Source organism: Thermomicrobiales bacterium (assembly GCA_037045155.1).
GTDB lineage: Bacteria > Chloroflexota > Chloroflexia > Thermomicrobiales > CFX8 > JAMLIA01.
In genome coordinates this window covers 58,869-85,138 of record JBAOIG010000003.1, presented here as the reverse complement: position 1 = coordinate 85,138, position 26,270 = coordinate 58,869, and the positions used below count along the sequence as shown (strand labels likewise).

Here is a 26,270-nt window from a genome sequence, read left to right as displayed (position 1 = left end):
TCGACATGACCTTACGATCGTCCATATCCCAACCCCTTCGCTAGCGCGGCCGATTCACCGCACGATTCGTGGTGCAACACACGATACAGCATCAGCGGCGCCCCTCGTATTCCCGTCACACCGCGTGGTTGTCAGGGAACGATGGGTTAGGACATGCTTAGGAGGCGAAAAGAGAGGTGAACGGCAACGATGGCAGCACAGAGTTCCTTCGATATTGTCTCGAAGTTCGACCATCAGGAGTTGCGCAACGCAGTAGACCAGGCGACGCGGGAGATTGGCACCCGTTATGACCTGAAGGACACGAAGACGACGATCGAGCAGGAAGCAAGCCAGCTCGTCGTCTCGACCGACTCCGAAATGTCGCTCCGCGCTGTGCGGGACATCCTGGAGAGCAAGCTATTACGCCGGAGCCTGTCGCTCAAGATCCTCGACTATCAGAAGGAGGAGGACGCGGCCGGCGGCCGGCTGCGCCAGGTTGTCAAGCTGCGTGAAGGATTGAGCGACGAGTTTGCCAAGGAGCTGAGCAAACGCATCCGCACCGAGTTCAAGAAGGTGACGCCGCAGATTCAGGGCGATCTCGTCCGCGTCTCCAGCAAGAACCGCGACGATCTGCAGACGGTGATTCAGTCACTCAAGCAGGAGGAATTTGAGACGCCGCTGCAGTTTGTGAACTATCGCTGATCTTCGGCTGGGCCAGCCACTGACACGGGTTGGTCGTCTGGCCCAGTAGCGCTCGCCAGCCGCTCCGCCGTTGCCTCGCGGATTGTGTCGATGAGGCGTCGTCTTCTGGCCCCCTCAGGCCAGACGCGGTGGAACATCACCCATTGCTCGGGAAACATGGCGATGTAGCGCTCAAGGACGGCCGCCATCTTCCGCAGGCCGACCGCGACATCAGCCTCCTCATCGGCGGTGCGCTCGATGGTAAACGGATCCGAGATGAAGAACGCATAGCGTTGCGCGCGGCCGGTCGCGTCGTCGCGGACGGCGAAGACCGGGATGATCGGCGCGCCGGTAGCGCGTGACAGCCGCACCGCGCCGACTGGTAGTGTCGTGAGTTCATCGAACAGCTCGACCAGTTGACCAGAGTCCGCGAAGTCGCGATCGGCAACGAGGCCGACGAAGCCGCCCCCTCGCAGCACGCGCATCATCCGCCGGATCGCCGCTGGCGAGACGTCCTCGAGCGGCGCATCCTGGCCCCTGCGCAACCACGAGACGGCAGCGTACACAAACTCTCCGACAGTCGGAGCGGTCAGCACGTAGGGATTGTAGCCACGCGTAAAGAGCGTCTGGCTGGCGAAATCGAACGCGCCGAAATGGCCGGTGAGGATGATTCCACCCGTGCGCTCATCTCTGATCGACTCGATCAGAGACCAGTCGTGTTCCGGTAGCCGGACAATCCGACTGAACTCTTCGGGCGCCATGTGCGGCAGCCGGCCCAGATCCCAGAAGTTGCGGGCCGATGTTCGGAATACACGTCGCGCCTGACGACGAAGCGCCATCTCGCTGATCTGTCCACGGTAGACGTGGCGCAGGTTGTCGATCACGCTCAGCCGATAGACGCGGGTGCGCCAGTAGAGGAGATCTCCGACACGATCGGAGAGCAGATATCCCACGCGGATCGGCGTAACCCGGGTGAAGTTCGCAAACAGCCACGCCACAACAATTCCCCAGCGTTGCTTGCGATTCTCTGGCTTGCGTGGGGGGATGCTCGGCTTATCGAGCAGGCGCGGGCTACGTTCGCTCACTCTGCTCGACCCGATCGGCAGGTTCCTTGAGGTAATACATCGCATCGTAGATCACTGGCAGACCACGAACCACGCACAGCGTGACCGAGGCGTAGACGAGGACCCAGCCAACGGCGCGAAACACCTGATGGTTGTACAGGATATCGAGGAACCGCCCGTCGGCATCGGGCAGCTGCCAGGCGACGAACCAGGCAAGAAAGACGAATCCGAGCGCCTTGGACCAGCCATAGGCGGCGCGGCTGAAGCGTGACGCGGTCAGAAACCAGGTCAGGCGCGAGCGCATCATCGTCTGGTCTCCGAACGGCGTCTTGCCCTCGGCCAGCGCGACCGAGCGCATGACATCTACGGTGAACGAGCGCGTCAGGATAACCAACGGGGCCCAGACCCCGACCAGCCCAAGGTGAGCGAAGACAACCCAGAGGGCATTCTCGACCACCCGGTCACCCGCGATATCGAGCACAGCGCCGAGCTGTGATGTCGAACCGCGTTTACGCGCTACCCAGCCATCGAACCCATCTCCAGCGAACACGAGGGCGATGACAAGTCCGGCAAGAAAGATCGCGATATAGCTACTGCTGTAGAGTGTCGCAATCGCGCCGAAGAGCAGCACAACGCGCCCGACGGTGATGAGATTAGCCATGTCACCCCAACCGTCACTGCGAGCGACCGAGACCATGCCTTGCGAGGCCAGTATAGCAACGACCGCGCACTGCGACGCGACGCGAACTGATCAGCCGACAGCGCGCACCAGCGCGACCGTCGCAACGAGCTGCACGATCGGTATCGCCGCGAGCATCAACCGGGACAGGAAGCGATCGACAGTGACCAGCGCCGTCGCCAGCACAGTATTGCCAACCAGTACGAATGCGGCCAGCATCGGCAGCTGCCAGAGCGCCGACGGAGGGCCGAGGCGATCGACTTCGCCGAGCGCGTCCCAATGCAGCGCGACCGGATCCGCCACTCCCGCGAGCTGGCTGAACAGATAGACAACCATGAGCAGAGGGATGATTACTCCGACTGCGATCAGGTTCGACGACAGCCGGTCGCCAAGGATTTCTTTGTGGAAGAGTTGCCGGTAGGCATATCGAAGCAGGCCGAGCTCCGTTCGCGTCGCACGGTCCGTCTCGATCGCGGGCTCGGCACCGGCCGGCCGGTCATGCGCCGTCGGGGAGTCTGGCTCGCGCCACGGCTCGGCTGGCTCGCTCCAGTGTCCTGCTTTTGACTGGGAGCGCATCTCGACAGCAGGCGCAGGGCCACCGGCGCGACGTCGGTCGATATCGACGAGAAAGCGGATCGGGCGGCTTGGAGAGATCTCGACGCCACCGGTCATTGTCCGAATACGAACCCGACCGCGCGGAGGGAGCGTTGCCCAGGCACGCCAGATGCCGTCACCCCGCCTGCGTGTCCAGACAACGAGGCCGGGCCACAGCGGCTCCCAGCCTGACGATGGGACCGGCAGGTACGGGTCGTATTCGACCTCGATGATCTCGGCAAGCGCGATTACGTGCTTGTGGCCGGTCCAGAAGACCGTCAACCGATGGTCGTCGATGACGTAGGACATCGTCCCGACGCCACGCACGAGCTTGGCAGTGATCGCGCCAAGGACAATCATCCCCAGAATCAGCAGCCAGAGGAGCCAGAGAACCAGCCCCGATGCGGACTGTGTGCGCCAGAAGCCAACGGCTACGGCCAGCAGCTCGATGACCAGAAGGGCAATGCCGACGCCGCGACCGGCGCCGTGCGCGGCCGGCCAGATGCTCGGCACAGACTGACCCGGGCCTTGCTCACTGCGCGCCCAGTCCTGGAGTTCCGGGTCACTCATCGCGTTTCAACCACCCCCCGCAACTTTCGCGATGCCGGCAGGGTCGATCCACTCGCGCCAAGGTGGCCAGCGCCGCTGTCCTCCGGCACGGGCAGCCAATGCCCGCGCCGGAGGGGGGTCATTACGGCGCCGGTGAGGCCGGCGCCAAGGTTGGCGGCGGTGGCTGTGGCGCGTCCGCCGGCGCCTGGAATGTCGAATTGCTGGACTGGTTCTGCTGGCGCTGAAGCGTCGTCAACGGCACAGCCGACGTGATCTCGCTAGCATCACGTTGCTTCTGGACCCAGTCGTTGTACGCCCGCACTTTCAGCGACTGCACCATATCCAGCGTCAGCGGTCGATCCTGCTCGACCTCGAACACCTTGATGACGTGCCAGCCGAACGTTGATTGCACCGGCGCGGATACCTCGTCGGGCTTTAGCGCGAAGGCAGCGGCCTCGAATGGCGCGACCATCACGCCCCGCGGGAACCACCCCAGATCGCCACCGTTGCCGGCAGTTTGCGTGTCGGTGCTGACTTCTTTCGCGACTGCGGCGAAGTCCTCACCCTTGGCGAGCCTGTCTTCGACAGCTTTCGCCGCATCTTCGGTGGCGACAAGGATATGGGCCGCGTGGATCTGATCGGCGCGTTGCGGCACCTTGCCCTCGAGCTGCTCTCGCACCTTCGACTTCGCCAGCTCCGGCCTGACGATCAAACGGTCATAATCCGCACGTGTCATTCCGGACGGCTTGAGGAAGTTGGTCGTGTACTGGTCGATCCGCGACACCGCCGTCGCCCGCGCGGCGTCGGCCGCGATCGTCGGAGACGGGGTCGGCGAGGGTGGAATCACTGGCGAGCCAGATGGCGTGCCATCGGTGGCCGGTGTGCCCGTCTCGACTACTGCCGGGGCAGTGGTGGTCGCCTCCGACGTTGGCGACGTAGCGACGGTTCCGGTGGCCTCCGGGGTGCCGGTGATCTCGCCGGTTGGCGAGGCGGCAGCGGCGGCAGTCTCCATCGCCTGCATTGTCTGAGTTGCCTCGGCAGCCTTGGCTTCACTGGTGCCGGTCGCCCAGGCCGCGGCGGTCGCGTCAACCGGCGGAGTCGGGGTCGGCGAGCTCAACGGCCCGGGCGCGAACTGCGCGGCGGTGAACTCGTCCATCTCGGCCTGTGTGATCTGAATCCCGAACTCGCCCATGTGCTGGAGAACGATCACGTTATCGACCATCGCCGAGATCGTGTCCTCAGCCAGGGCAGCGCCGCGCACGTCCTTCAGCTCGTCGGTGATGGTTTGTGCCTGCTGCTCGAGCTGAGGGCGTTGATCCGGCTGGGTCATCTGATATTGCTGATTCAGCTGCGCGAGGTTCTGGCGCAACTGCAGCCCACGGACCATCCAGTAATCGCGTCGTTCGATCTTCGTGCCATTGACCGTTGCAACGGCGCTGCGCGGGTAGAAGTAATACTGATATGAAGCGCCAACCACGAGCGCGATGATAACCACCGCCCCGGCGATGCCCGTGGCGATATACAGCAGACGTTTCTGGCGGTCTTCGCGTTCACGGCGGGTGACCCGCCGCTGCGGCTGCGCCCCGGAGCGAGAGAAAACGTTCCGGGCGCGTTCACGAATTCCATCTAGCATGCGGCGAATCTCGCTTCGCTGAAGCCGGACGCAGGCAAGGTCACGTGGCAGGAACCCGGCAACCACCGGGTTCCTGCGGAACACTCGCGCCAGCTGAAACTGGCGACACAAGCGCCCACGCGCCTAATCGTTGCTCTCGGTCTGCGGTCGCGACCCTGCGTCGCGGAAGTCCTCACGCGGCCCACGATCGCTGAAGCTGCGCGGCCCGCGGTCACCAAAGTCTCGAGGCCCACGGTCGCCGAAGTCACGCGGCCCGCGGTCACCAAATTCGCGTGGCCCGCGGTCGCCGAAGTCTCGAGGACCACGGTCTCGGCCACGACCACCGCGCTCGCCCCGACCGCCGCGATCTCGACCCTCGCGCGAGCCCTCGGTGAAGGAGAGCAGCGACAGATGCCGGGCGCGCTTGATCGCGACTGCCAACGAGCGTTGGTGCTTGGCGCAGGTTCCGCTCTTGCGGCGCGGCTCGATCATGCCTCGATCAGAGACGTAGCGCCGCAGGCGCGGGACGTCCTTGTAATCGACGTGATTGATGCCATCGACGCAGAATCCGCAGACCTTGCGGCGAGAAAAGGAGCGGCCCGGGCCGCTGCTCACGAAGCGGCGCGGCCGGCCCGCACCAGACTGGTCCCCATGCGACGACTGTCGCTCATCCATCGGCTTCTTCCTCGTCTTCCCTACAGTCCCAGCGGGGCGGATGTGCTAGAACGGGACATCGTTAATATCGTCGTCGTAATCACCAAACGGGTCGTTCTGCTGACTTTGCTGGCTCGGTTGGCTCGGCGGCTGTGTCGGGCGTTCGCCGCCTCGCGGCGCGCTACCGCTCTGGCTGCGATTGTCCCGGTTGTAGCCGCCACTGTACGCGCCGGTGGCATCGCCACCCTGGTCTTCGCGCGCGGTCAGGTTCTGGAAGCTGTTCGCCACCACCTCGACACTGGTCTTTTCGACCCCGTTGCTATCGGTATATTGTCGGATCTGCAGCTGGCCTTCGACCAGGACTCGGTTGCCTTTACGCAACCAGTCATTCGCGTTTTCGGCCATTGAGCGGAAGAGCGTCACGCGGAACCAGCTCGTTTCATCCTGGAACTGGCCCTCCTGGTCGCGACGGCGACGACTGACCGCCATCGAGAAATTCGTGATCGGCGTCCCGTTCTGGCTATAGCGCATCTCCGGGTCACGGCCGAGATTCCCGACCAGAACCACATGACTGAAGCCTCGCGACATGACGCTCTCCTCTTCCACTTCCTGAATGCTGCGCGGCGGGCCAGCCGAGCCAACGGCTACTGGCGCGGACGCGCGAGGGCGTCTATGCCTCGTCCGGCTTCGACACGTCTTCGCCGCCCTCGTCCGACTCAGTAACACTCTCGACGGCCTCGACACTCTCGACGGCCTCGACACTTTCGACGGCCTCGGCACTCTCGACAGCCTCGACACTCTCGACAGCCTCGGCACTCTCGACGGTCGCGTCTGGTGCAGCCGGAGCGTCAGCTATCGGCTCGGCAGTGCGGGTCGAAACCGGCTCGCCACGGCGAAATCCCTCGCCGCGCGGCCGTTCCTCGTGTTCAGTGAGAACATCGTACCGCACGATCAGGTGTCGGATCACCTGTTCGTCCAGCCGCAGGTCGCGTTCGAGCTCGTCGATCGCGTCCGATGTCGCATGGAAGCGGTAGAGGGCGTAAAACGCGTCGTTGAAGTCCCGGATCGGATATGCCAATCGACGGCGACCCCAGGGATTCTGGCTGTTGGTCGAGTCGACGGTCCCGTTCTGGGCGGTGATGTACCCCGAGATCCGATCGACGACCTGCTGGAGGCCTTCTTCGGTCACGGTCGGCGCGACGACGAGCATCATCTCGTAATCGCGAACTTGGGGATCAGCGGCGTGCTTGCGCAACGCGTGCTCCTTCCTCCCGGTAGTTGCGACGCTCAGGGCTCGGGCGGTGGTTGCGCGACCCACCCGGCCGGCGGCGCAGAAAGGCGACTATCCATCTGTCTCCATCACGGCCCACGCCGCGACAACCGCGAAGTCTACCAGATCATCCACTGTCTCGCGGGGCAATCTGACGTAGCGAGCGCAATGGCTGCAGACGAGCCGCTATCGGACAGGCGCGCGCACATCGACAATTGCGCCACCTGCAATCGCCAACCTGCTCGCTCGTCCCGCGAATCGATGTGAGGAGGCCGCGGCCTCCATTGCGATAGCCACAGCTGCGGCAACAGCGGTGTCAGCGAAGGCAAGGATCGTCGGGCCGGCCCCCGACAGGCTGGCGCCGAGGGCGCCGGCCGCTAGCGCTGCGTCAATGACCGGCTCGAGATGGGGGAAGATCGCGGCGCGGTAGGGTTGGTGCAATCGGTCCTTCATCGCCTCGCGCAGCAGATCGCCGCGGCCATCACGAAGCGCCAGCGCCAGCATGGCGGCACGACCGATATTGGCCGCCGCGTCCGGGATCGAGACGGCTGGAGGAAGGATGCCGCGCGCTTCATGCGTGAACGCCGGGGCGTCCGGGACAAGAGCAACGACCTCCCAGGGCAATGCGGGGGCGACGACCTCTGCAACCCAGCCGCGTTCGGCGCGGATCGAGACGGTTGCCCCGCCCAGCTCCGACGCCGAGATATTGTCGGCATGGCCCTCCATCTCGCCGCCGATGTCAACGACGAGCGCCGGGGAAAGCGGCACATCGAGGACGAAGCCGGCCGCGTGAATACCGGCGACGATTGCCGAGGCAGATGAGCCCAGTCCGCGCGCGACTGGAATATCGCTCAAGACCGCGATCTCACAGGATGGGAGCGACATCCCGAGCCGATCCGCCGTCACCTGCATCGCCTCGACGACGAGGTTGCCGCCGCCCAGCAGATCGTCGCAGGCAACGACACGAACGTCGCCCGGGCCGTTGAGACGGGTTACATCCACCTGCATCCAGAGATCGAGCGCTAGACCCAGCGAGTCAAAGCCGGGGCCGAGGTTGGCGCTGGACGCGGGGACGCGGATGTTACAGGAGGTCGGCAATAGCACGGTCCAGCGCCTCCAGTGTCGGATCAATGACCGTCGGATACGCGCCACCACGGGTGATGTAGTAGTCGGCGCTCGCTTCGGTGTCCTTCAGCAGATGGCCTGTCAGATAGGTCAGGACTCGCTCACCCGGCTGGATAACGCCCTCGGTCACGAGGCGACGAATACCGGCCAGGCCGGCCGCCGAGGCCGGCTCGCAGCCAATGCCGACACGATCGACCATGGCCTTGGCCGCCATAATCGCGTCATCGTCAACGGCAGTCACCGTTCCCTCGGTGTCGAGGATGGCACGCCGCGCCTTGGTGTAGTTGACTGGGTCGCCGATCCGAATCGCGCTCGCGATCGTTTCGGCGGCCACTGGCTCGTAGGTCTCGAAGCCGGTCTGCCAGGCGCGGTAGAACGGCGCGGCGCCGGCCGCCTGAGAGACGGCGATACGCGGCATCTCGTCGATGAGGCCGGCCGCGACTGCCTCGCGCAACGCCTTGCCAAGCGCGCTGGTATTGCCGAGATTGCCGCCAGGGATGACGATCCAGTCGGGAACCTGCCAGCGAAGCTGCTGGAGCGACTCCAGCACGATCGACTTCTGGCCCTCCAGCCGAAATGGATTCAGTGAGTTCAGCAAGTAGATACCGTACCTGCTCGTCGCCTCACGAACCATCCGCATGGCCGCATCGAAATCTCCGCGCACCTGGATGATCGTCGTGCCGTAGGCGATGGTCTGGCCGAGCTTTGCGGCCGAGATCTTGCCCTCGGGGATGAAGACGACCGAGGGAATGCCGGCCGTCGCGGCGTATGCAGCAACCGATGCACTGGTATTGCCGGTCGAGGCGCAAGCAACCATCGTCGCGCCAGTCCAGCGGGCATGGCTGACGCCGACTGTCATACCGCGATCTTTGAATGAGCCGGTCGGGTTCTCACCTTCGTGCTTGAACCAGACCTCGGTCCCGGCAAAATCGCTCAGGCGCTGGTCGTGATAGAGATTGGTGTTACCCTCGGGCTTGGAGACAATCGCGTCGTCCGGGAAGGCGGGCATCAGCTCGCGATAGCGCCAGACGCCGGATCGCAGTGGGTGATCGAGCATCCCAAGTCGCGCATCGAACATCTCACGAGAGACGGGCGGGATCTCCAGCTCGACTTCGAGCAGCCCGCCACAGTCACAGCCCGTCCGCGTATCTTCCGGCGGGTACTCCCGCCCACATTCGATACATCGCAGCTTCACGCTACCCCCCACACCTGCACGTTACCCGATCGCGGCCCCGACCGGCAATCATGCTCCGGCAAGGCGGTCTCGCGCCAGCGTCAGAGCGATTTGCGCGGGTCGAGCGCGTCGCGGAGCCCGTCGCCAACGTAGTTGATGGAGAGCACGGCCAGAAAGATCATCATCGCCGGGAAGATGACCATGTGCGGCGCGATCTCCATGAAGTTGATCGAGTCGTTGAGCAAACGACCCCAGGTTGGCACATCGGGTGGAAAGCCGAGGCCGAGGAACGAGAGTGTCGACTCGGTGATGATCGACGAGCCGACAGCCAGCGTCGCAGCGACGATCACTGGACCCATAGCATTCGGCAGGATGTGCTTGAAGATCACGGTCGTCTGGTTCGCGCCGATGCAGTGAGCCGCCTCGATGAACTCCTTCTGCTTCAGTGAGAGGAACGAGGCGCGCACCAGGCGAGCAACCGACATCCAGCTGGTGATCCCGATGAGCGAGACGATCAGCATGAACGGGCCGACGGTCGTGCCAAAGCGTTGGGCGAGCGGATCGCGGAAGAGATAGATCGTCAGCAATAGCAACGGCAGATCCGGGAGCGAGATGAACATATCGGTCAGCCGCATCAACGCGGAATCGGCGAAGCCGCCGAAGTAGCCGGCCAGCGCGCCGACCATCGTGCCCATCATGACCGACAACAGCATCGCGACAACCCCGACCGACAGCGACACCCGCCCGCCCCAGAGGACGCGCGCCATCACATCGCGACCGAGGTCATCCGTGCCCATCGGGTGGGTGGACGAGACACCAAGTGTCGAGTACTCGAAGTTGATCCAGGTGCTACCGTGCCAGATCATCGGGCCGAAGATCGAAGCAAGCGTCAGGAACAGCAACGTAAACGCGCCGGCCATCGCCAGTCGGTGGCGACGGAACTGACGCGCTGCGTCCGACCAGAGCGAACGCGCCTGCTTCGCGCGCAATGCACCGAGATCGGAGAGACGCTCGGCGGAATCGGCGGGGGGCGTCGACGGATGAAGTGAGTCGCGAACCATGAATCGATATCCCTCGTCCGTTCGGCCGGCCCGCAGACGTGCGCGGGCGGCGTTGCTGGTTCCCTGAAAACAAGTAACGAGCCGGACTGCCTGGTGGCAGTCCGGCATCGTGTCACACGCCTGGCGGTGGTTAGCCGGTGGTCTTGCGCGGGTCGAGTGCGTCGCGCAAGCCATCACCAACGTAGTTGATCGAGAGAACCGCGAGGAAGATCGACATCGCCGGGAAGATGACCATGTGCGGCGCGATCTCCATGAAGTTCACCGACGTGTTCAGCAACTGTCCCCAGGTCGGCACGTCCGGCGGAAAGCCGAGGCCCAGGAAGGACAGCGTCGATTCGCTGATGATTGCCGAGCCAACAGCCAGCGTCGCTGCGACAATCACCGGCCCCATTGAGTTCGGCAGGATGTGCTTGAAGATGATTGACGAACGATTGGCGCCGATGCAGTGGGCCGCCTCGATGAACTCTTTCTCCTTCAGCGAGAGGAAGGAGGCGCGGACGAGGCGGGCAACCGGCATCCAGTTCGTGATACCGATCAGGAAGACCAGCAGCAGGAACGGGCCAAGCGTCTGCCCGAACTTGTGGATCAGCGAGTCGCGGAAGAGATACATCGCAAGCAGCAGCAAGGGCAGCGTCGGCAGCGAGATGAACATATCGGTGAACCGCATCAGCGCGGAATCGGTGAAGCCACCGAAGAAGCCCGACATCGCGCCGATAAAGGTGCCGAAGAGGATCGCCACCAACATCGCCGTCACACCGACGGCGAGCGAGATGCGCCCGCCCCAGAGAACCCGGGCAAACAGGTCTCTGCCGAGGTCGTCGGTTCCCATCGGGTGGGCGAGCGCCGGACCGATTGTCGCTTTCGAGAAGTCGATCGTCTTCATGTTCTGAGGCCAGACGACTGGCCCGATGAGCGTTATGACGATCAGGAATATCAGAACGAAGACACCGGCAACCGCCAGCTTGTGCTTGCGAAACTGTCGGGCCGCGTCGGACCAGAGCGAGCGCGGCTTGCGAGAGCCGAGCCGTCCCGCGTCCAATATCGCAGCCGCGGGGCTACCCTGAATTTGAGCGTCAGGGGCTTCAGCCATCAGATCGTCCTCTCTCCTCGTGTGCTCGTCTGTCGCGCCTACGAGTACTTGATCCGTGGGTCAAGGACGCCATAGATGACATCCGCCACCAGATTAAAGAACACCACTAGAATCGAGAACATGAACGTAATCGCCATGACTACCGGCGTGTCGTTGTTCTGGATCGCCGTAATCAGCAGCGCGCCCATGCCCGGAACCTTGAAGATCTGCTCGGTAACAACTGCGCCGGTGATGACGCCCGGCAGCGAGAGCGCGATGATCGTGATCACCGGGATCAGGGCATTGCGCAGCGCATGCTTGCCGATGACGTTGCGCTCCGTCAGCCCCTTGGCTCGGGCGGTGCGAACATAGTCCTGGTGGATATTCTCCAGCATCGACGCGCGCACGAAGCGGAGCAAGATCGCCGCCTGGAACAGGGCAAGCACAGTGACAGGCATGATCGCCTGCCTGATCCGTTCCCAGACCCCGGCTAACCCTTGCGTGTCGAGCGTCGATCTATAGATCGATGGTAACCAGCCTAACTTGATCGTAAAGAGCAGGATAAAGAAGAGGCCGGTTGCGAACGTCGGTAACGAGAAGCCGATGAAGGCAAGCGTCGTCGCGACGTTGTCAAAGACGGAGTACTGTTTGACCGCCGATAGCACTCCGATTGGTATGGCTATAAGAATCGAGAGCAGGAATGCCGAGCCACTGATGTACAGCGTCGTCGGTAGCCGCTGCTTGATCAGGTCGATGACAGGGCCGCGTGTGCGGAACGAGTAGCCGAAATCAAACCGGAAGAGAGAGCTGGCCCACTTCGCATAGCGGACCGGGATCGGATCTTCGAGCCCCATGCTCTCGCGGATTCGTTGGCGCACCTCAGGTGGCACCGACGGGTTGAGCGCCAGATCTGACAGTGGGTCGCCGGGCGCGAGCGCAAGGATCGCGAAGATGACCATGCTGATCGCGATCAGCGTCGGAACCGCCGTGATGACACGACGAATAATATAACGACCCATAGCTCCCCAACCCTACTTCCCGACCGCGCCGCCCGATATGACGATATGTCCGTCATCGCGACGGTTTCGCGGAACCTCTGTTGTTCGGTCGAAACGCCGTGCCACTGAGAGTGTGGCCAATCCTAGCACGCGGACGACCGATTCGATAGCCCTCTGCGCGGAATTGCCGACCGAGATCGCCGGACCTGTCGAGGCTGTTGCTGAAGACAGGCTGGCCGGGGTGACCTTCGACACCCCGGCCAGGGAAACCCGACGACCCGGTCAGGACTGGCGCTTCCAGTTCTTGAGATCATAGAGGTCGCTGGACCACATCGTCCCCTTGTATCCGGCCAGGGTCTTCGACGCGCAAGCGACGCCGGCCCGGTGGACGATTGGCACCTCGACAAAGTCGTTGACCGACATGTCGTTCATCGCCACGAAGAGATCGACCTGCTTGGCCGGATCCATCTCGACGCGCGCCTGGTCGTGGAGCTTGTCGAACTCCGGGTTGTTGTAGCGCGTGATGTTGGTGCCCGCCCAACTGTTGGCCTTTGCCGCGATCTCGTCGGATCGGAACCGCTCAGCCCAACTGATCGGGTACGGGCTGGACGGACCGTTGGTGTACATCTCGAGATCGGCGTAGAAGTGCGGGTAGGTGTCCGGATTGCCGGCGTCGGACGCGAAGTAGACCGCGGAATCGACGCTCTTCAGCTCGACGACGAAGCCGACCTGCTCGAGCGACTGCTTGACGATCTCCTGCGTCTTCTGGCGCACCGAGTTGATCGAGGTCTGGTAGAGCAGCTTATAGCCGGCAGCCTCCGGCACATTCGCCAGCAACTGCTTGGCCTTGTCAATGTTGTACTCCCAGGTCGTGTTGGGAGAGACGAGACGGCCTGGCGCGTTGAGGTTGTTCGAGGACGCCTTGCCCAGCTCGGCGCTCGAGCCCTCGCCATAGAGCTGCTTGGCGATCACGTCGCGCTGAATCGAGAGCGCGATCGCGTTACGCGCATCCTTGCTCTTGAAGATCGGGTGTTGAGTGCTCGGCTCGGATCGCGCGCCATCGACCTCTGTGTTCGGGTCGGCGAAGTTGATCATGATCCGCTCGGCGCTGGAGCCAGGGTTGGAGACAATAATGCCAACACCGCCCTGCGCCATCTGGTTCAGGATGGATGGCTCCGCCTGGACATTCCAGGCCCAGTCCCCTTCGTTCGACTGTAGAACGGCTCGAGCCGCGCCTTGCGCGTCGCCGCCACCCTTGAGCTCGACGCTATCGAAGAACGGCTTGCCTGCGTCCCAGTAGTCTTCGAAGATGTCGTACATTGCGACATCGCCCGGTCGGAACTCGCGGATCTTGAACGGGCCAGTGCCGATCGGCTTGAGATTCGCCGCGGCGTCGCGTGATTTCTCGCCAACGTAGTCACCGAAGACATGCTTCGGCAGGATCATGCCGTTCGGGCCGGTGAAGACATCGAACCAGGCCGGATTCTGCTGCTTGAAGATAATCTTGACAGTCGTCTCGTCGACGGATTCGACTTTGTCGACGTTGGCAAAGTTGCCGATCGTGACAGCAGCGGTTGCCTTGTCCGAGGCGTACTGCCAGGTGAAGACGACGTCATCGGCGGTGAATGGCGTACCGTCGTGCCATTTGACGCCTTTGCGCAACTTCCAGGTCACGGAAAGGCCGTCTTTCGAGACGCCGCCATTTTCAAGCGTGGGCATTTCGACGGCCAGTGAGGGCAGGCCATTGCCATCGGAGTCAAAGTCGGCCAGCGGCTCGTAGACGACGCGCGAGGCGTCGAAGTCTTTGGTGCCAGTCGAGAGGTGGGGATTCATGATCGTCGGCGCTTGCCACCAGAGCAGTCGAAGTTGGCCGCCGCCGCCGGCTGGACCAACCGCTTGCTGGGTCTCGGTCGGCTTGGCTTCGGCTGCCGTCGGGCTGGCTGCGGCCGCCGTCGGGCTGCTCGCGGGCGGCTTGGTCGCTTCCGCCGGCTTCGTCGCCTCACCACCGGCCGGCTTCGTCGCCACCGCCGCTGGCGTCGACGTCGCCTTCTCGCTGCTGCCTCCACAGGCAGCCAGCAGTCCCGCAATCACCGGCGCGCTCAGACCGAGCATCGCCCCACGCTTGAGGACCTGCCGCCGATCCAGACGGCCGGCCAGCACGTCGGCCTCTAGCCGATCGAACCCATTCGATGAATCGCTCATCAGTCGGTCGCCCTTTCTAAGCCCTGCGCCACACAATAGCCGCCGCATCATGCGGCTGCTTCCTCTACCGAGCACCCGAAACCGGGTACGCTCCACCACGGCAGACAACGACAGACTGCTATCGCAACCACCAGCGCGGTCGATCGTCTCCTCGCGCCGGGCGATGTCCACCCCTGGGCAGAAGCATCGACCCGCGCGTTTCCAGATGCGGGAGTCGCGGAATTCTATGCATCCCATCGACGTCCGGCAAGGTCAGGCTCGATAGCCGATATACGTCATCCGGCCGGGGCCGGATGCATCCTGGATACGCGCGCAGCGGGGGCTGGGCAATACACCCATCCCCCTCCGCGCGTCATAGAGCCTCGCTGACGGCTAGCCCTTAAGCGTCCAGTGCTTGAGCTCCCAGGGCGGAGTCGCTGCCCACGGCGACCCGATGTAGCCTTCGATCTTGTTGCCCTTCGCCGACAGACCGGTTCGATTGACCAGCGGCACCTCGACGACATCGGTCTCGGTGACCAGCTTCATCATGGCCTGGAACAGCGTCACCTGCTTGTCGGGGTCCATCTCGATCCGGCACTGATCGTGCATCTTGTCGAATTCGGGGTTCGAGTAGCGGAACGCATTGCTGCCCGTCCAGCCATTTTCCTTCTGGGAGATCCGGTCGCCGCGATAACGCTCGAACCACTGGGCTGGGTAGATTCCAGACCCGTTGGTGTGCATCTCCAGGTCGGCGTAGAACTTACCGGCCGTGTCCGGGTTTCCGGCATCGGTCGAGAAATAGACCGCCGCGTCAACGCTCTTCAGCTGGACCTTGAATCCGACCGACTCCATCGCCTGCTTGATGATCTCCTGTGTCTTCTGGCGTACGGAGTTGATCGATGTCTGGTAGAGGATCTCAGCGCCGGTGAAGCCCATCTCACCGAGGAGCGCTTTGGCCTTGTCGATGTTGAACTCGGCCGTCAGCTCCTTGTTGGTGAACTTGGCCGGCTCGTCGTACTGGTTCGTCGCGGCGAGGCCGCCTTTGCCATAGAGCTGCTCTGCGATCGTCGCGCGATCGCAGAGATAGGCGAGCGCCTGACGCGCCCGCACGTCACTCCAGGCCGGGTGCGGCGTGCCGAAGTGCGAGAACTGTCCATCGACCTCGGTACGCGGATCGGAGAAGTTCATCATCAACCGCTCGGTGCCGCCGCCCGGCAGTGCTGAGACCGTGCCAATGCCGGCCGCCTCCATCGGGTTGAGCACGGACGGCTCGACCTGCAGGTTCCAGGCCCAGTCCGCCTCACCCGACTGGAGCACAGCCCGCGCAGCGCCGACTGAATCGCCGCCGCCCTTCATCTCGACCGAGTCAAGGTGCGGCTTGCCCGGGTCCCAATAGTCTTCGAAGATATCGTAGAGGCAGACGTCGCCGGGTCGGAACTCCCGCACCTTGAATGGGCCGGTGCCGGTGATCTTCAGGTTCGCCGGGGCGTTGCGCGATTCCGAGCCCTGGAAGTCCTTGTAGATATGTTCCGGCAGGATACAACCCTCGGTGGTGGTAAACGGGTCGTACCACGCGGGCGTTGACTCCTTGAAGTTCACCTTGATCGTGTAGTTGTCGACTTTTTCGACAGTATCGACTGTCTTGTAGCGGCCGATCGTGGTCGCGGCATTCTCCCCGTTGGTGATGTACTGGAAGGTGAAGACGACGTCATCGGCGTCGAAAGCTTCGCCATCGTGCCACTTGACATCTTCGCGGAGCTTCCAGATGCACCACTTGCCATCCGGGTCCAGCGTCTTGTTCGCAACCGAGGGGTATTCGCTCGCCAGAAACAGAACCGGCTCCAGCTCGCTATCGAAGTCGGCCAGAGGCTCCATGCAGATGCGGCAGGCGTGGTAGTCCTTGGTGCCATTCGCCAGGTGGACGTTGAGGATGACCGGCGCCTGCCAGTAAAGGAGGCGCAGATTCCCGCCGCCACCACGCTCGCCGACGGGCGCTTCGGTCGGCTTGGCTTCGGCTACCGTCGGGCTGGCTGCGGCCGCCGTCGGGCTGCTCGCGGCCGGCTTGGTCGCTTCCGCCGGCTTCGTCGCCTCACCACCGGCCGGCTTCGTCGCCACCGCCGCTGGCGTCGACGTCGCCTTCTCGCTGCTGCCTCCACAGGCAGCCAGCAGTCCCGCAATCACCGGCGCGCTCAAGCCGAGCATCGCCCCACGCTTGAGGACCTGCCGCCGATCCAGACGGCCGGCCAGCACGTCGGCCTCTAGCCGATCGAACCCATTCGATGAATCGCTCATCAGTCGGTCGCCCTCCACGAAACCCGGCCAGACAACCGGCGCACATCGCACCGGTCCCAGAAGCTCCCAATACGGATATGCGGGTACTGCCGATCGCCGCGAACAGGTTCACGCCACGCCTGCCGAAACGGTCAACGAGCCACCTCGCGCCGGCTGATCCTTCGCATCGCAGAGCGACGAAATGACCGAGCCGGGGCTATCCGGATATGGGAGTTGCGGAATTGTACGGAGTCACGATCCTTGCGACAACATACTCGCAAAGCCGTGCGCCCGTTACGTGGTATACGCCGGCCGGCAGTGACTGGATGCATCGAGCGAGAGACGCAACGAGAGGCGAGCAGAATGCCCGCCTCTCGTTATGCCGAACTGATTGTCTTCCCTGAGACTTAGCCCTTGAGGGTCCAGTCTCTGAGCTCCCACGGCGGGTCTGCGGCCCATGGCGAGCCGACGCGACCCTCGATCTTGTTGCTCATCGCCGACAGGCCGGTCCGGTTGACCAGCGGCACCTCGACGGCATCGGTCTCGGTGACCAGCTTCATCATGGCCTGGAACAGCGTGATCTGCTTGTCCGGATCCATCTCGACTCGGCACTGGTCGTGCATCTTGTCGTACTCGGGGTTCGAGTAGCGGAAGTAGTTGGATCCGGCCCAGCCGTTCTCCTTCTGGGCGATCTGGTCAGTGCGATAACGCTCGAACCAGGTTGCGGGATAGAGATCGGAGCCGTTGGTGTGCATCTCAAGGTCGGCGTTGAACTTGCCCGACGTGTCCGGGCTGCCCTGATCCGTCGAGAAGTAGACGGCCGAGTCGATGCTCTTCAGCTGGACCTTGAACCCGACCGACTCCATCGCCTGCTTGATGATCTCCTGTGTCTTCTGACGCACCGTGTTGATCGTCGTTTGATACAGGATGTCGCCGCCCTTGAAGCCCATCTCATCGAGCAATGCCTTCGCCTTGTCGATGTTGAACTCGGCCGTCAGCTCCTTGTTGGTGAACTTGGCCGGCACGTCGAACTGGTTCGTCGCCGCCACGCCGCCCTTGCCGTACAGCTGCTCGGCGATCGTCCCTCGGTCGCAGAGGTAGGCGAGCGCCTGACGCGCCCGCACGTCGCTCCAGATCGGGTGTGGCGTGCCGAAGTGCGATTTCTGGCCATCGACCTCGGTGTTCGGGTCCGAGAAGTTGATCATCAGCCGCTCGGTGCCGCCACCCGGCAGCGCGTCGAGCTTGCCGAACCCGGCTTTTTCCATCGGAGCGAGCACCGACGGCTCGACCTGGATGTTCCAGGCCCAGTCGCCCTCGCCGGTCTGCAGCACCGCCCGCGCAGCGCCGGCCGAGTCGCCGCCACCCTTCATCTCGACCGAGTCGAGGTGTGGCTTGCCCGGGTCCCAGTAGTCCTCGAACAGATCGTAGAGGCAGACGTCGCCAGGTCGGAACTCCCGCACCTTGAATGGGCCGGTGCCGGTGATCTTCAGGTTCGCCGGGGCGTTGCGTGATTCCGAGCCCTGGTAGTCCTTGAAGATATGCTCCGGCAGGATGCAGCCCTCAGTTGTCGTGAACGGGTCATACCAGGCCGGTGTTGGCTCCTTGAACGTCACCTTGATCGTGTAGTTGTCGACCTTCTCGACGGTCTTGATCGTCTGATAGCGGCCGATCGTCGTTGTCGCGTTTTCCGTGTTGGTGACGTACTCGTAGGTGAAGACGACGTCGTCGGCATCGAAGTCTTCGCCATCGTGCCACTTGACACCCTCGCGGAGCTTCCAGATGCACCAGGTGCCGTCAGGGGCGAGGGTCTTGTTTTCGACCGAGGGGAACTCGGCTGCCAGGAAGAGAACCGGCTTCTCCTCGATATCCCAGTCGGCCAGAGGCTCCATGCAGACTCGGCACGCGTGGTAGTCCTTGGTGCCATTCGCCAGGTGGACGTTGAGGATGACCGGCGCCTGCCAGTAAAGGAGGCGCAGATTCCCGCCGCCACCACGCTCGCCGACGGGCGCTTCGGTCGGCTTGGCTTCGGCTGCCGTCGGACTGGCGCCTGCGGGTTCAGTGGCGCCGCTGGCAGCCGTTGGGCTGCTCTCGGCCGGCTTGGTCGCCTCGCCGCCCGGCGCGGTCGTCGCCGCCGCTGCTGGAGTTGATGTCGCCTTCTCGCTGCCGCCGCAGGCGGCCAGCAAGCCGGCGATCACCGGCGCGCTCAGGCCGAGCATCGCGCCACGCTTGAGAACCTGCCGTCGATCCAACTTACCCGCGAGAACCTCCTCGCGGAGCGCGTCGAATCCGTGTTCGGGTTGACTCACGCTGTCTCCTCCTTCATCCGGACCATCACGCCGGCCACCATTGGCCAGACGCCGAGTCGTCTCGAGAGGAAGGCTGGTCGGATCGATCGATGGCCGCGAAGCACGCACGCAACGACGAGCCGGGCCGCCGGTTGCCCGAGAGCCGCAGTCGTCGCGCCAACGTCCGTTTCCTGAACCGTGGGATCGTCTCCTCCAGCCCGCGTCGCTGCTACCTGACAACTCTGGCGTCAGCGACTCCGAGATGCCCGCTTCCCCTCATACCCAGTTAACGTCGGGTGATGAAAGAATGGATGCATTGAAGCGCGGCTGGATTCAATACTGGAATCAATCGCCGGGTTCCGGATCGATGCCATATGCCGACCGGGCCTCGCTCGCCGAGACAAGTCCCTCACGGATATCGTCGTGGACGGCGGCCGGGTCGCGGTCGCGCGGGTTCCCGTAGCCGCCGCCGCCGGGGAGTTCGAGCGTGACGTGCGCGCCGGCCGGCAGCTCGCGAGCGCCCTTGCGGTCCAGCTCCTCGCCAGACGAGGTCGTGATCCTCGCCAGCGCACCGGGATGCCCGCCATCGGCGCCCTGGGCAGCGAAATGGACGCGGTCGAAGAGGGGCGAAAACGTGTACGGGTGTCTGGTCCGGACCGAGAACTCAAGCGTCTGGCCGAGCCCGCCGCGATATTTTCCGGCACCGCCGGAATCCTGGCGCAGCTCGCGACGGTGGATGATGACCGGCGCAAGGCTTTCGATAACCTCGGACGGGACGCCGGAGATGCCGCTGGGGAATGCGGCAGCGCTGATGCCATCGCTGGTTGGCCGGGCGCCGGTGCCGCCAGTCGAGAACCAGACGTAGGTCCAGAGTCGGCCGTCGTCATCCTTGCCAGTGAGCTGGATGTTCCAGATGTTGGCCGCGCCCTCGGCCATCACCCGCTCGGGGATGATCTGCGCCAGCGCGCCGAAGATCGCGCCGGGCAGGAAGTGGCCGATGATATGACGCGCGCCAACCGCGGCCGGGGGCTGGGCGTTGAGGATCGACCCTGGCGGGGCGGAGACATGGACTGGCCGGAACGACCCCTCGTTGTTCGGCACCTCCGGCGCTAGCGCACACTTCAGGGCATACGTCGTGTAGGCGTGGGTGTAATTGAGGACGACGTTGATGCCACGGGTGCTCTCCGGGCTGGAGCCGGCCCAGTCGACCCAGATTTCGTCGCCGAGCTTGGTCAGCGTCACCTCCAGCCGGACAGGCTCTTCGTAGCCATCGGAGTAGACAATGTTGCGCCATTCGCCGTCGGGTAGCGCGGCGATGGCGGCGCGCATGGCTCGTTCAGACCGATCGATAATTGCGTCAGCCAACGGCTCAAGCGATTCAAGAGCAAACTCATCCATGAACTCGATCAATCGCCGGCCGCCGACATCGTTCCCGGCAACCTGGGCGTGGATGTCGCCAAGCACCGGTTCGGGCGTGCGGACATTCGCCGCCAGCAGCTTCAGCAACTCCCGGTTCTCGACCCCGGCGTCGTAGAGCTTGGTGATCGGGACGAACAGCCCCTCTTCGTAAACCGAGCGTGCATCGGTCCCCAGCCCGCGCCCGCCGATATCCAGCACATGGCAGGTGTTTCCGAAGAATCCGACCAGCCGTGCCTCCCGCCCAACGTCAGGCGCACTGAACACCGGCGTGATCACCGTGAAGTCGTGGAGGTGGCCCGACGTCTTCTGGGGATCGTTGGTAATCAGGACATCACCTGGCCGGAGGGTATCGGCCGGGTACACCGCCAGGAAGTGATGGATGCAGGTAGCCATCGCGTTGATATGGCCGGGTGTGCCGGTGACGGCCTGCGCGATCATGTTGCCTCGGGTATCGAAGACGCCGGCCGACAGATCGCCCGATTCGCGAACGATCGTGGTGAACGATGTCCGCATCAGCGCCGCTGCCTGTTCGTTGACGACGGCAATCAGCCGGTTCCACATGACCTCGAGCGTAATAGCGTCGATCATTCGGCGTCCTCCACCACGAGGCTCAATAGCGCGTCCACGCGCGCTCGCGCGTGGGGGCCAACGATGAGGGTCGATTCGCGTTCTTCGACGACGGCCGGCCCCGAGATGGCAGCGCCGGGGGCGAGCCTGTACCGGTCGTAGACGGGGGCAGAGACGAGCGACTGCTGCTCAGGGAGATAGATCGGACGCTCGCCCTTGATCGCAACGGTGGGGTCGGACGTAGAGTCGACCGAGCCGGCAAGTCGATCCAGCGGAAGATCCGGGCGAGGGCCGGCAACCGAGACCCGCCAGGAGAGCGCTTCGACCGGGTTGCCGGGAGCGATACGCTCGAAGAGCGAGCGGTACACAGCCTCGAATCCGTCCTGTAGACCGGCGACTGACTCGTTGGTCAACGTGCCCGGCGGCAGCGGCACGGAGATCTCGTGGCCCTGGCCGGCGTAGCGCAGGTCAGCGACGCGCGTGACGGTGATGTCAGCGGCAGCGACATCGGCCTCGCCAAGAATGCGCCGCCCCTCCTCTTCCATCTCCGCCAGCAGATCATTGACGCGCGGCCAGTCGAGCGCATCGAGCCGGCCATACCAGGAGCGAACGAAGTCGAACGCCAGGGGCGCGACGAGAAAGCCAACGGTTGAGGTAACCCCGGCGCCAAGCGGCACGATCAGGCGTGGTGACTGGAGGATGCGACTGACGCGCCAGGCATGGACTGGTCCGGCGCCTCCAAAGGCGAAGATGGGATAGGCGCGCGGATCTTTCCCACGCTCGATGGCGTGGATACGGGCGGCGTTGGCCATGTTCTCGTTGACAACCTGGTGGATACCCCAGGCGGCCTGCAGGACGTCGATCCCCAGGGGATCTGCGATGTCACGCTCGATCGCGGCGCTTGCTTCGTTCACGTCGAGCGTCATCCGCCCGCCGAGGAAGAACGCGGGGTCGAGATAGCCGAGCACGAGGTCGGCATCGGTGACGGTCGGCGCGGTTCCGCCGCGTCCATAGCAGGCCGGCCCGGGATCGGAACCGGCCGAGTCTGGCCCAACCTTGAGCAGGCCAAGCGCGTCGATTCGCGCGATCGACCCGCCTCCTGCGCCGATCTCGATCATCTCGATGACTGGAACCTTGATCGGCAGGCCCGAGCCCTTCTTGAACCGGTAGACACGGCTGACCTCGAAATCGGACGTGGTCAACGGCCGGCCAGCATCGATCAGGCAGGCCTTGGCGGTTGTGCCGCCCATGTCAAACGAGAGCACATCCGACATGCCCGAAAGCCGCCCATATTCGGCGGCCGCCAACGCGCCGGCAGCCGGGCCGGACTCGATCAGACGGATCGGGAAGGTTCGCGCCGTCTCGACGGTGCATGTTCCGCCAGAGGAGAGCATGATCAACAGGCTGCCGCGCACGCCAAGCGCCGCGAGCGACTCCTCAAGGCGGTGGAGATAGCGCGAGACGACCGGGCGGACGTAGACATTTGCGATCGTCGTCGATGCGCGCTCGTATTCGCGGATCTCAGGGACAACGCTGGACGAGGTTGAGACGACCAGATCGGGAGCGTACTCGGCCAGGAGCGCCTCAACCTGCCGCTCGTGAGCCGGGTCACGCCAGGCATGGATCAGAGCGATGCCAACCGCCTCGACCCCTGCGGCGACGAGCTGATCGGCTAGCTCACGGACCTGTCCGGGCGAGACTGCGACGAGCTCGGCGCCGTCGGCCAGCACGCGCTCGTCCAGCTCCAGCCGCAGGTCACGCGGCACGAGGGGCTTCGGCATCTCCAGGAACAGGTCGTAGAGATCGTAGCGGTGCTCCCGACCGATCTGAACGGCGTCGCGGAAGCCGCGGGTCGTCAGGAGCGCGGTCTTCGCGCCCTTGCGCTCGATGATGGCATTGGTCACCAGTGTTGTGCCGTGGACGATGCCGCGGACTGCGGTGGAGCTGAGGCCGGCCGCGGAGAGTGTGGCGACAAGGCCATCGATCACCGCGCGGCTCGGCTCATCTGGCGTCGTCAGGATCTTGCCGATATGGAAGCGGCCGGCATCTGCGTCGAAGACCAACAGATCGGTGAACGTCCCGCCGATGTCGATCCCGACCCGCAGGCCACCCGTCGACACGTTCATACCCGCCTCCTCGCCGCCATCCCCACACGCCAGCCCCCATGATACGAGGCTCGCCCAGAGTTGTCGGCGGACAGGTCAGCCGCCGAGCCGCTCCCAGAGGGCGCCAGCGACCTTGAAGGGATCGCTTGAGACGACGCTGGCAGCGTAGAGCTCCATGGCGCCGAAATCGGAGGTGCGGTTGAGCGGGTCGCCACGATCGACGATGCGGGCGATGACCGGGAAATCGGCCCAATTCTCGCCAGTCTCACGCAGTGGTGGCCGCCAGATAACCAGGTTGAACGAAACGACGTTCAGGTAATCGGTCAGGCAGTTGAGCACGGAGTAGACGGTCCCTGTGAACGCCTCGTCAAGCGCCGAGCCGACGATCAGGCACTCCTTCTCCTTCAGCGGGGTGACGTGCGCCATGACGCGGACACCGTTGTAGACACGGCCAAGGCCAAGCGACTCGTGGGCCTGGTAGAGGTCATCATAGTAATTGCCGCCCGTGCGCTCGGTGTAGGCGACGCCGGCCCGGCGCTGGCTCTCGATATGGCCGTAGTGCATGCCCTTGGTCAGGCTCACCTGCAGGTGGCCATGGGGGATCGACGCCCCGCTCTTCCAGAGGCAATTCCACATGATCAGCGGATAGATCGCCTCGGAATCCAGGCTGCTGCTTTTCGCCTGCCAGCGGACTGCGACATCGATCGCGTCCTTGACCGACGCCTCGGTGAAGGCCAGCGGATCATGCTCACGGAAGATGACGACACCGTGATAGCCATCGTACTTGGCGATGTTGCTCGCAGTAACCGCGTGCTTGCCCTCGATGCGCCCGAAGACATCCTCCGGCGTGTTCAGCTCCGGCTCGCAAAACGGATCCGGCGCGGTGCGAGCGATCTCGTTGGCCAGATCGGCCGGGATGCGCGCCTCGAGCGGGCGGCGGGCGCGAAGCTCGTTGAACAGCGAGCCCTCCAGTGTCCAGCGATTCGTGACGCGGACGACCTTCTGCTCGCTGACAGCCTCGACGCTGCCGAAATACTTCACGATCCAGCGGCGCATGTGGTCGGGCGGCACGAGCCGGCCGACCGCGGAGCTGACCTCGTAGAGGCGCGCGAATCGTTCGCGGTCTGCCTCGGACAACGCGGCGAGCACATGCTCGAGGTCGACGATCTGCCGTTGCCGGAGCTCAGCACTGGAAAGACGCACGGAGTCGATCACCAACCAGATCCCCTCTTGACTGATCCAGAACACGGCGGCCCCGCAGGCGCAACGCACAAAGCAGACGCCATGCCGAGCAGTAGCCACGCATAGCCGCGGCCCGGGCCGAGCCGTCTAAATCGAAATGATGTTACGTGTCGGGCGGCGCGTGTTGACGGCGGTCCCCAACCCGCCACGACAACTGTGCCACGTCCGAGCCTTACTGTCACACCGATACCGGCCCGAGCCCTGATTGCTGAACGAGCAAGCCGGCGCATGGTTTCGCGGCTACTTCCTGGCACGCGATCTCAGGACCAGACCGGCACGTTCGGATCGATCGTCTCGCCACTGATGATCTCCAGCGATTCGAAATCGGTCTCGCGCACGTCTGGCGCGATGAGCACGTTGCGGCCGGCTCGGACGTTGGCCGGCACGCTTGCGCCACGGCCGACAAGCGTCAGGCCAGTGTTGAGCCGCGACGGCTCCAGCCAGTTCGGCGAAAAGTCGTCGCCGACCCCCAACCGCACGCCCGCGCCGATCCGGGCGATCTTGTCGACGATGCAGCGCTCGATGACAGCGCCGGGCCCGATCACGGTGTCGGTCATGATGATCGAATCACGCACGACAGCCCCTTCGTGGACAACGACACCCGGCGAGAGCACCGAATGCTCGACGGACCCACGGATGATGATGCAACCGTTGGAGAGCAGCGATCGAGAAACTCGCGAGCCGTCCATGATCTTGGTCGGGGGGCGTTCCTCGCTGCGGGTGTGGATGCGCCAGTCGGGATCGTACAGGTTGAGGCCCGGCACGTCGGCGAGCTGCTCCATATTCGCCTCCCAGTAGGACTGGAGCGTGCCAACGTCGCGCCAGTATGCGCCGAAGCGGTGGGCGAAGACATTTCCGTCGCTGATCAGAAACGGGATGACCTCGTGGCCAAAGTCGATCATCGAGCGATCGCTTTCTGGCCGGCGGAAGACATCGAGCAGCACTTCGGCGCGGAAGATGTAGACGCCCATCGACGCGAGATTGGAGCGCGGCTGCGCTGGCTTCTCGTCGAAGTCGATAACGCGGTCCTCGTCGTCGGTGGTCATTACGCCGAAGCGATTCGCGTCGTCCCACGGCACCGGCTGAACGGCGACGGTGACGTCCGCCTTGAGCTCACGATGGCGCGCGAGCATCGGGCGGTAGTCCATCGCATAGACGTGGTCGCCGGAGAGAATGAGGACATCGGTCGCGCGGGCCTCCTGGACGTAGAACAGGTTGTGGTAGATCGCGTCGGCGGTGCCGCGGTACCAGTCAGATCTGGCCCGACCGAGATATGGCTGGAGGACGTGGACCCCGCCGGTCGCGCGGTCGAGATCCCAGGGCCGGCCGTGGCCGATGTGGTCGTTGAGCGAATGCGGGCGATACTGAGTCAGAACAGCAACATCGTAGATGCCGGAATTGACACAGTTGGACAGGGCGAAGTCGATGATCCGGTACTTGCCGGCGAACATGACCGCCGGTTTGGCGCGCTGGCGCGAGAGGACACTCAGCCGCTCGCCCTGGCCGCCGGCGAGGATCATTGCCACGGTTTTCTCCCGTTCGATCGCCGCCATGCTCACTCCTCAATTACCGTTCGTGTATCGAGTTGCCCCACTCCGAGGATAGCCGATCGTCAGCAGGACCGCGACCGCTGTGACGGCCCATCGCAATTCCTGTGCTATACTGCCGCACGCCGAAGGCGGGGTGGCAGG

20 protein-coding genes are annotated in these 26,270 nt (G+C 64.0%); 1 reads left to right on the top strand and 19 read right to left on the bottom strand.

Annotated features, from left to right (window positions below):
• The first annotated feature begins 189 nt into the window (after positions 1 to 189).
• On the top strand, positions 190 to 681 hold the full coding sequence (locus V9F06_03530) for a YajQ family cyclic di-GMP-binding protein (GenBank protein MEI2616701.1): 492 nt from the start codon (positions 190 to 192) through the stop codon (positions 679 to 681).
• On the opposite strand, the gene V9F06_03525 is transcribed toward V9F06_03530, so the two are convergent.
• The 19 genes from V9F06_03525 to V9F06_03435 all read right to left on the bottom strand — a co-directional run bounded on the left by V9F06_03525 (position 672) and on the right by V9F06_03435 (position 26,132).
• Entirely contained in the window at positions 672 to 1,745 is a 1,074-nt protein-coding gene (locus tag V9F06_03525; GenBank protein ID MEI2616700.1) for a hypothetical protein, read from the bottom strand. The two genes, V9F06_03530 and V9F06_03525, sit on opposite strands and share 10 nt — an antisense overlap.
• Positions 1,732 to 2,385: a CDP-alcohol phosphatidyltransferase family protein gene (locus V9F06_03520; GenBank protein ID MEI2616699.1), complete on the bottom strand. Its 654-nt coding sequence runs from the start codon at positions 2,383 to 2,385 to the stop codon at positions 1,732 to 1,734. The genes V9F06_03525 and V9F06_03520 overlap by 14 nt, the downstream gene beginning before the upstream one ends.
• A 90-nt stretch (positions 2,386 to 2,475) precedes the next feature.
• Entirely contained in the window at positions 2,476 to 3,567 is a 1,092-nt protein-coding gene (locus V9F06_03515) for a DUF1648 domain-containing protein (protein MEI2616698.1), read from the bottom strand.
• Positions 3,568 to 3,688: 121 nt separating this feature from the next.
• The gene (locus V9F06_03510; GenBank protein ID MEI2616697.1) at positions 3,689 to 5,179 is read right to left on the bottom strand and encodes a peptidylprolyl isomerase; all 1,491 of its coding nucleotides are present in this window, start codon (positions 5,177 to 5,179) and stop codon (positions 3,689 to 3,691) included.
• A gap of 123 nt (positions 5,180 to 5,302) precedes the next feature.
• Positions 5,303 to 5,833: a 30S ribosomal protein S18 gene (rpsR, locus tag V9F06_03505; protein ID MEI2616696.1), complete on the bottom strand. Its 531-nt coding sequence runs from the start codon at positions 5,831 to 5,833 to the stop codon at positions 5,303 to 5,305.
• A 45-nt stretch (positions 5,834 to 5,878) separates the two neighbouring features.
• The gene (gene ssb / locus V9F06_03500) at positions 5,879 to 6,400 is read right to left on the bottom strand and encodes a single-stranded DNA-binding protein (protein MEI2616695.1); all 522 of its coding nucleotides are present in this window, start codon (positions 6,398 to 6,400) and stop codon (positions 5,879 to 5,881) included.
• A gap of 82 nt (positions 6,401 to 6,482) precedes the next feature.
• Positions 6,483 to 7,067 carry a 30S ribosomal protein S6 gene (gene rpsF, locus V9F06_03495; protein MEI2616694.1) on the bottom strand — a complete coding sequence of 195 codons (585 nt, stop codon included), beginning with the start codon at positions 7,065 to 7,067 and terminating at the stop codon, positions 6,483 to 6,485.
• Between the two features lie 201 nt (positions 7,068 to 7,268).
• Positions 7,269 to 8,186, bottom strand: a complete 918-nt coding sequence (gene thrB / locus V9F06_03490) for a homoserine kinase (protein MEI2616693.1) — start codon at positions 8,184 to 8,186, stop codon at positions 7,269 to 7,271.
• Positions 8,164 to 9,402 carry a threonine synthase gene (gene thrC, locus V9F06_03485; GenBank protein MEI2616692.1) on the bottom strand — a complete coding sequence of 413 codons (1,239 nt, stop codon included), beginning with the start codon at positions 9,400 to 9,402 and terminating at the stop codon, positions 8,164 to 8,166. Before thrC ends, thrB begins: the two co-directional genes overlap by 23 nt.
• Positions 9,403 to 9,482: 80 nt before the next feature.
• Positions 9,483 to 10,442, bottom strand: coding sequence for an ABC transporter permease (locus tag V9F06_03480; protein ID MEI2616691.1), 960 nt, complete (start codon positions 10,440 to 10,442; stop codon positions 9,483 to 9,485).
• 130 nt (positions 10,443 to 10,572) lie between these two features.
• The gene (locus V9F06_03475) at positions 10,573 to 11,532 is read right to left on the bottom strand and encodes an ABC transporter permease (GenBank protein ID MEI2616690.1); all 960 of its coding nucleotides are present in this window, start codon (positions 11,530 to 11,532) and stop codon (positions 10,573 to 10,575) included.
• 38 nt (positions 11,533 to 11,570) lie between these two features.
• Complete coding sequence (locus V9F06_03470; protein MEI2616689.1) at positions 11,571 to 12,530, bottom strand: ABC transporter permease; 960 nt, start codon at positions 12,528 to 12,530, stop codon at positions 11,571 to 11,573.
• 261 nt (positions 12,531 to 12,791) lie between these two features.
• Positions 12,792 to 14,711, bottom strand: coding sequence for a peptide ABC transporter substrate-binding protein (locus V9F06_03465; protein MEI2616688.1), 1,920 nt, complete (start codon positions 14,709 to 14,711; stop codon positions 12,792 to 12,794).
• 372 nt (positions 14,712 to 15,083) lie between these two features.
• Positions 15,084 to 16,982: a peptide ABC transporter substrate-binding protein gene (locus V9F06_03460; GenBank protein MEI2616687.1), complete on the bottom strand. Its 1,899-nt coding sequence runs from the start codon at positions 16,980 to 16,982 to the stop codon at positions 15,084 to 15,086.
• Positions 16,983 to 17,368: 386 nt separating this feature from the next.
• Positions 17,369 to 19,267 carry a peptide ABC transporter substrate-binding protein gene (locus V9F06_03455; protein ID MEI2616686.1) on the bottom strand — a complete coding sequence of 633 codons (1,899 nt, stop codon included), beginning with the start codon at positions 19,265 to 19,267 and terminating at the stop codon, positions 17,369 to 17,371.
• A gap of 324 nt (positions 19,268 to 19,591) precedes the next feature.
• A complete protein-coding gene (locus V9F06_03450; GenBank protein ID MEI2616685.1) occupies positions 19,592 to 21,253 on the bottom strand; it encodes a hydantoinase B/oxoprolinase family protein in 1,662 nt (553 codons plus the stop codon).
• Complete coding sequence (locus V9F06_03445; GenBank protein ID MEI2616684.1) at positions 21,250 to 23,358, bottom strand: hydantoinase/oxoprolinase family protein; 2,109 nt, start codon at positions 23,356 to 23,358, stop codon at positions 21,250 to 21,252. Before V9F06_03445 ends, V9F06_03450 begins: the two co-directional genes overlap by 4 nt.
• Before the next feature lie 75 nt (positions 23,359 to 23,433).
• Positions 23,434 to 24,552 (bottom strand): hypothetical protein, encoded by a 1,119-nt coding sequence (locus tag V9F06_03440; GenBank protein ID MEI2616683.1) that lies wholly within the window; start codon positions 24,550 to 24,552, stop codon positions 23,434 to 23,436.
• A gap of 287 nt (positions 24,553 to 24,839) precedes the next feature.
• Positions 24,840 to 26,132: a glucose-1-phosphate adenylyltransferase gene (locus V9F06_03435; protein ID MEI2616682.1), complete on the bottom strand. Its 1,293-nt coding sequence runs from the start codon at positions 26,130 to 26,132 to the stop codon at positions 24,840 to 24,842.
• Between the last annotated feature and the right edge of the window lie 138 nt (positions 26,133 to 26,270).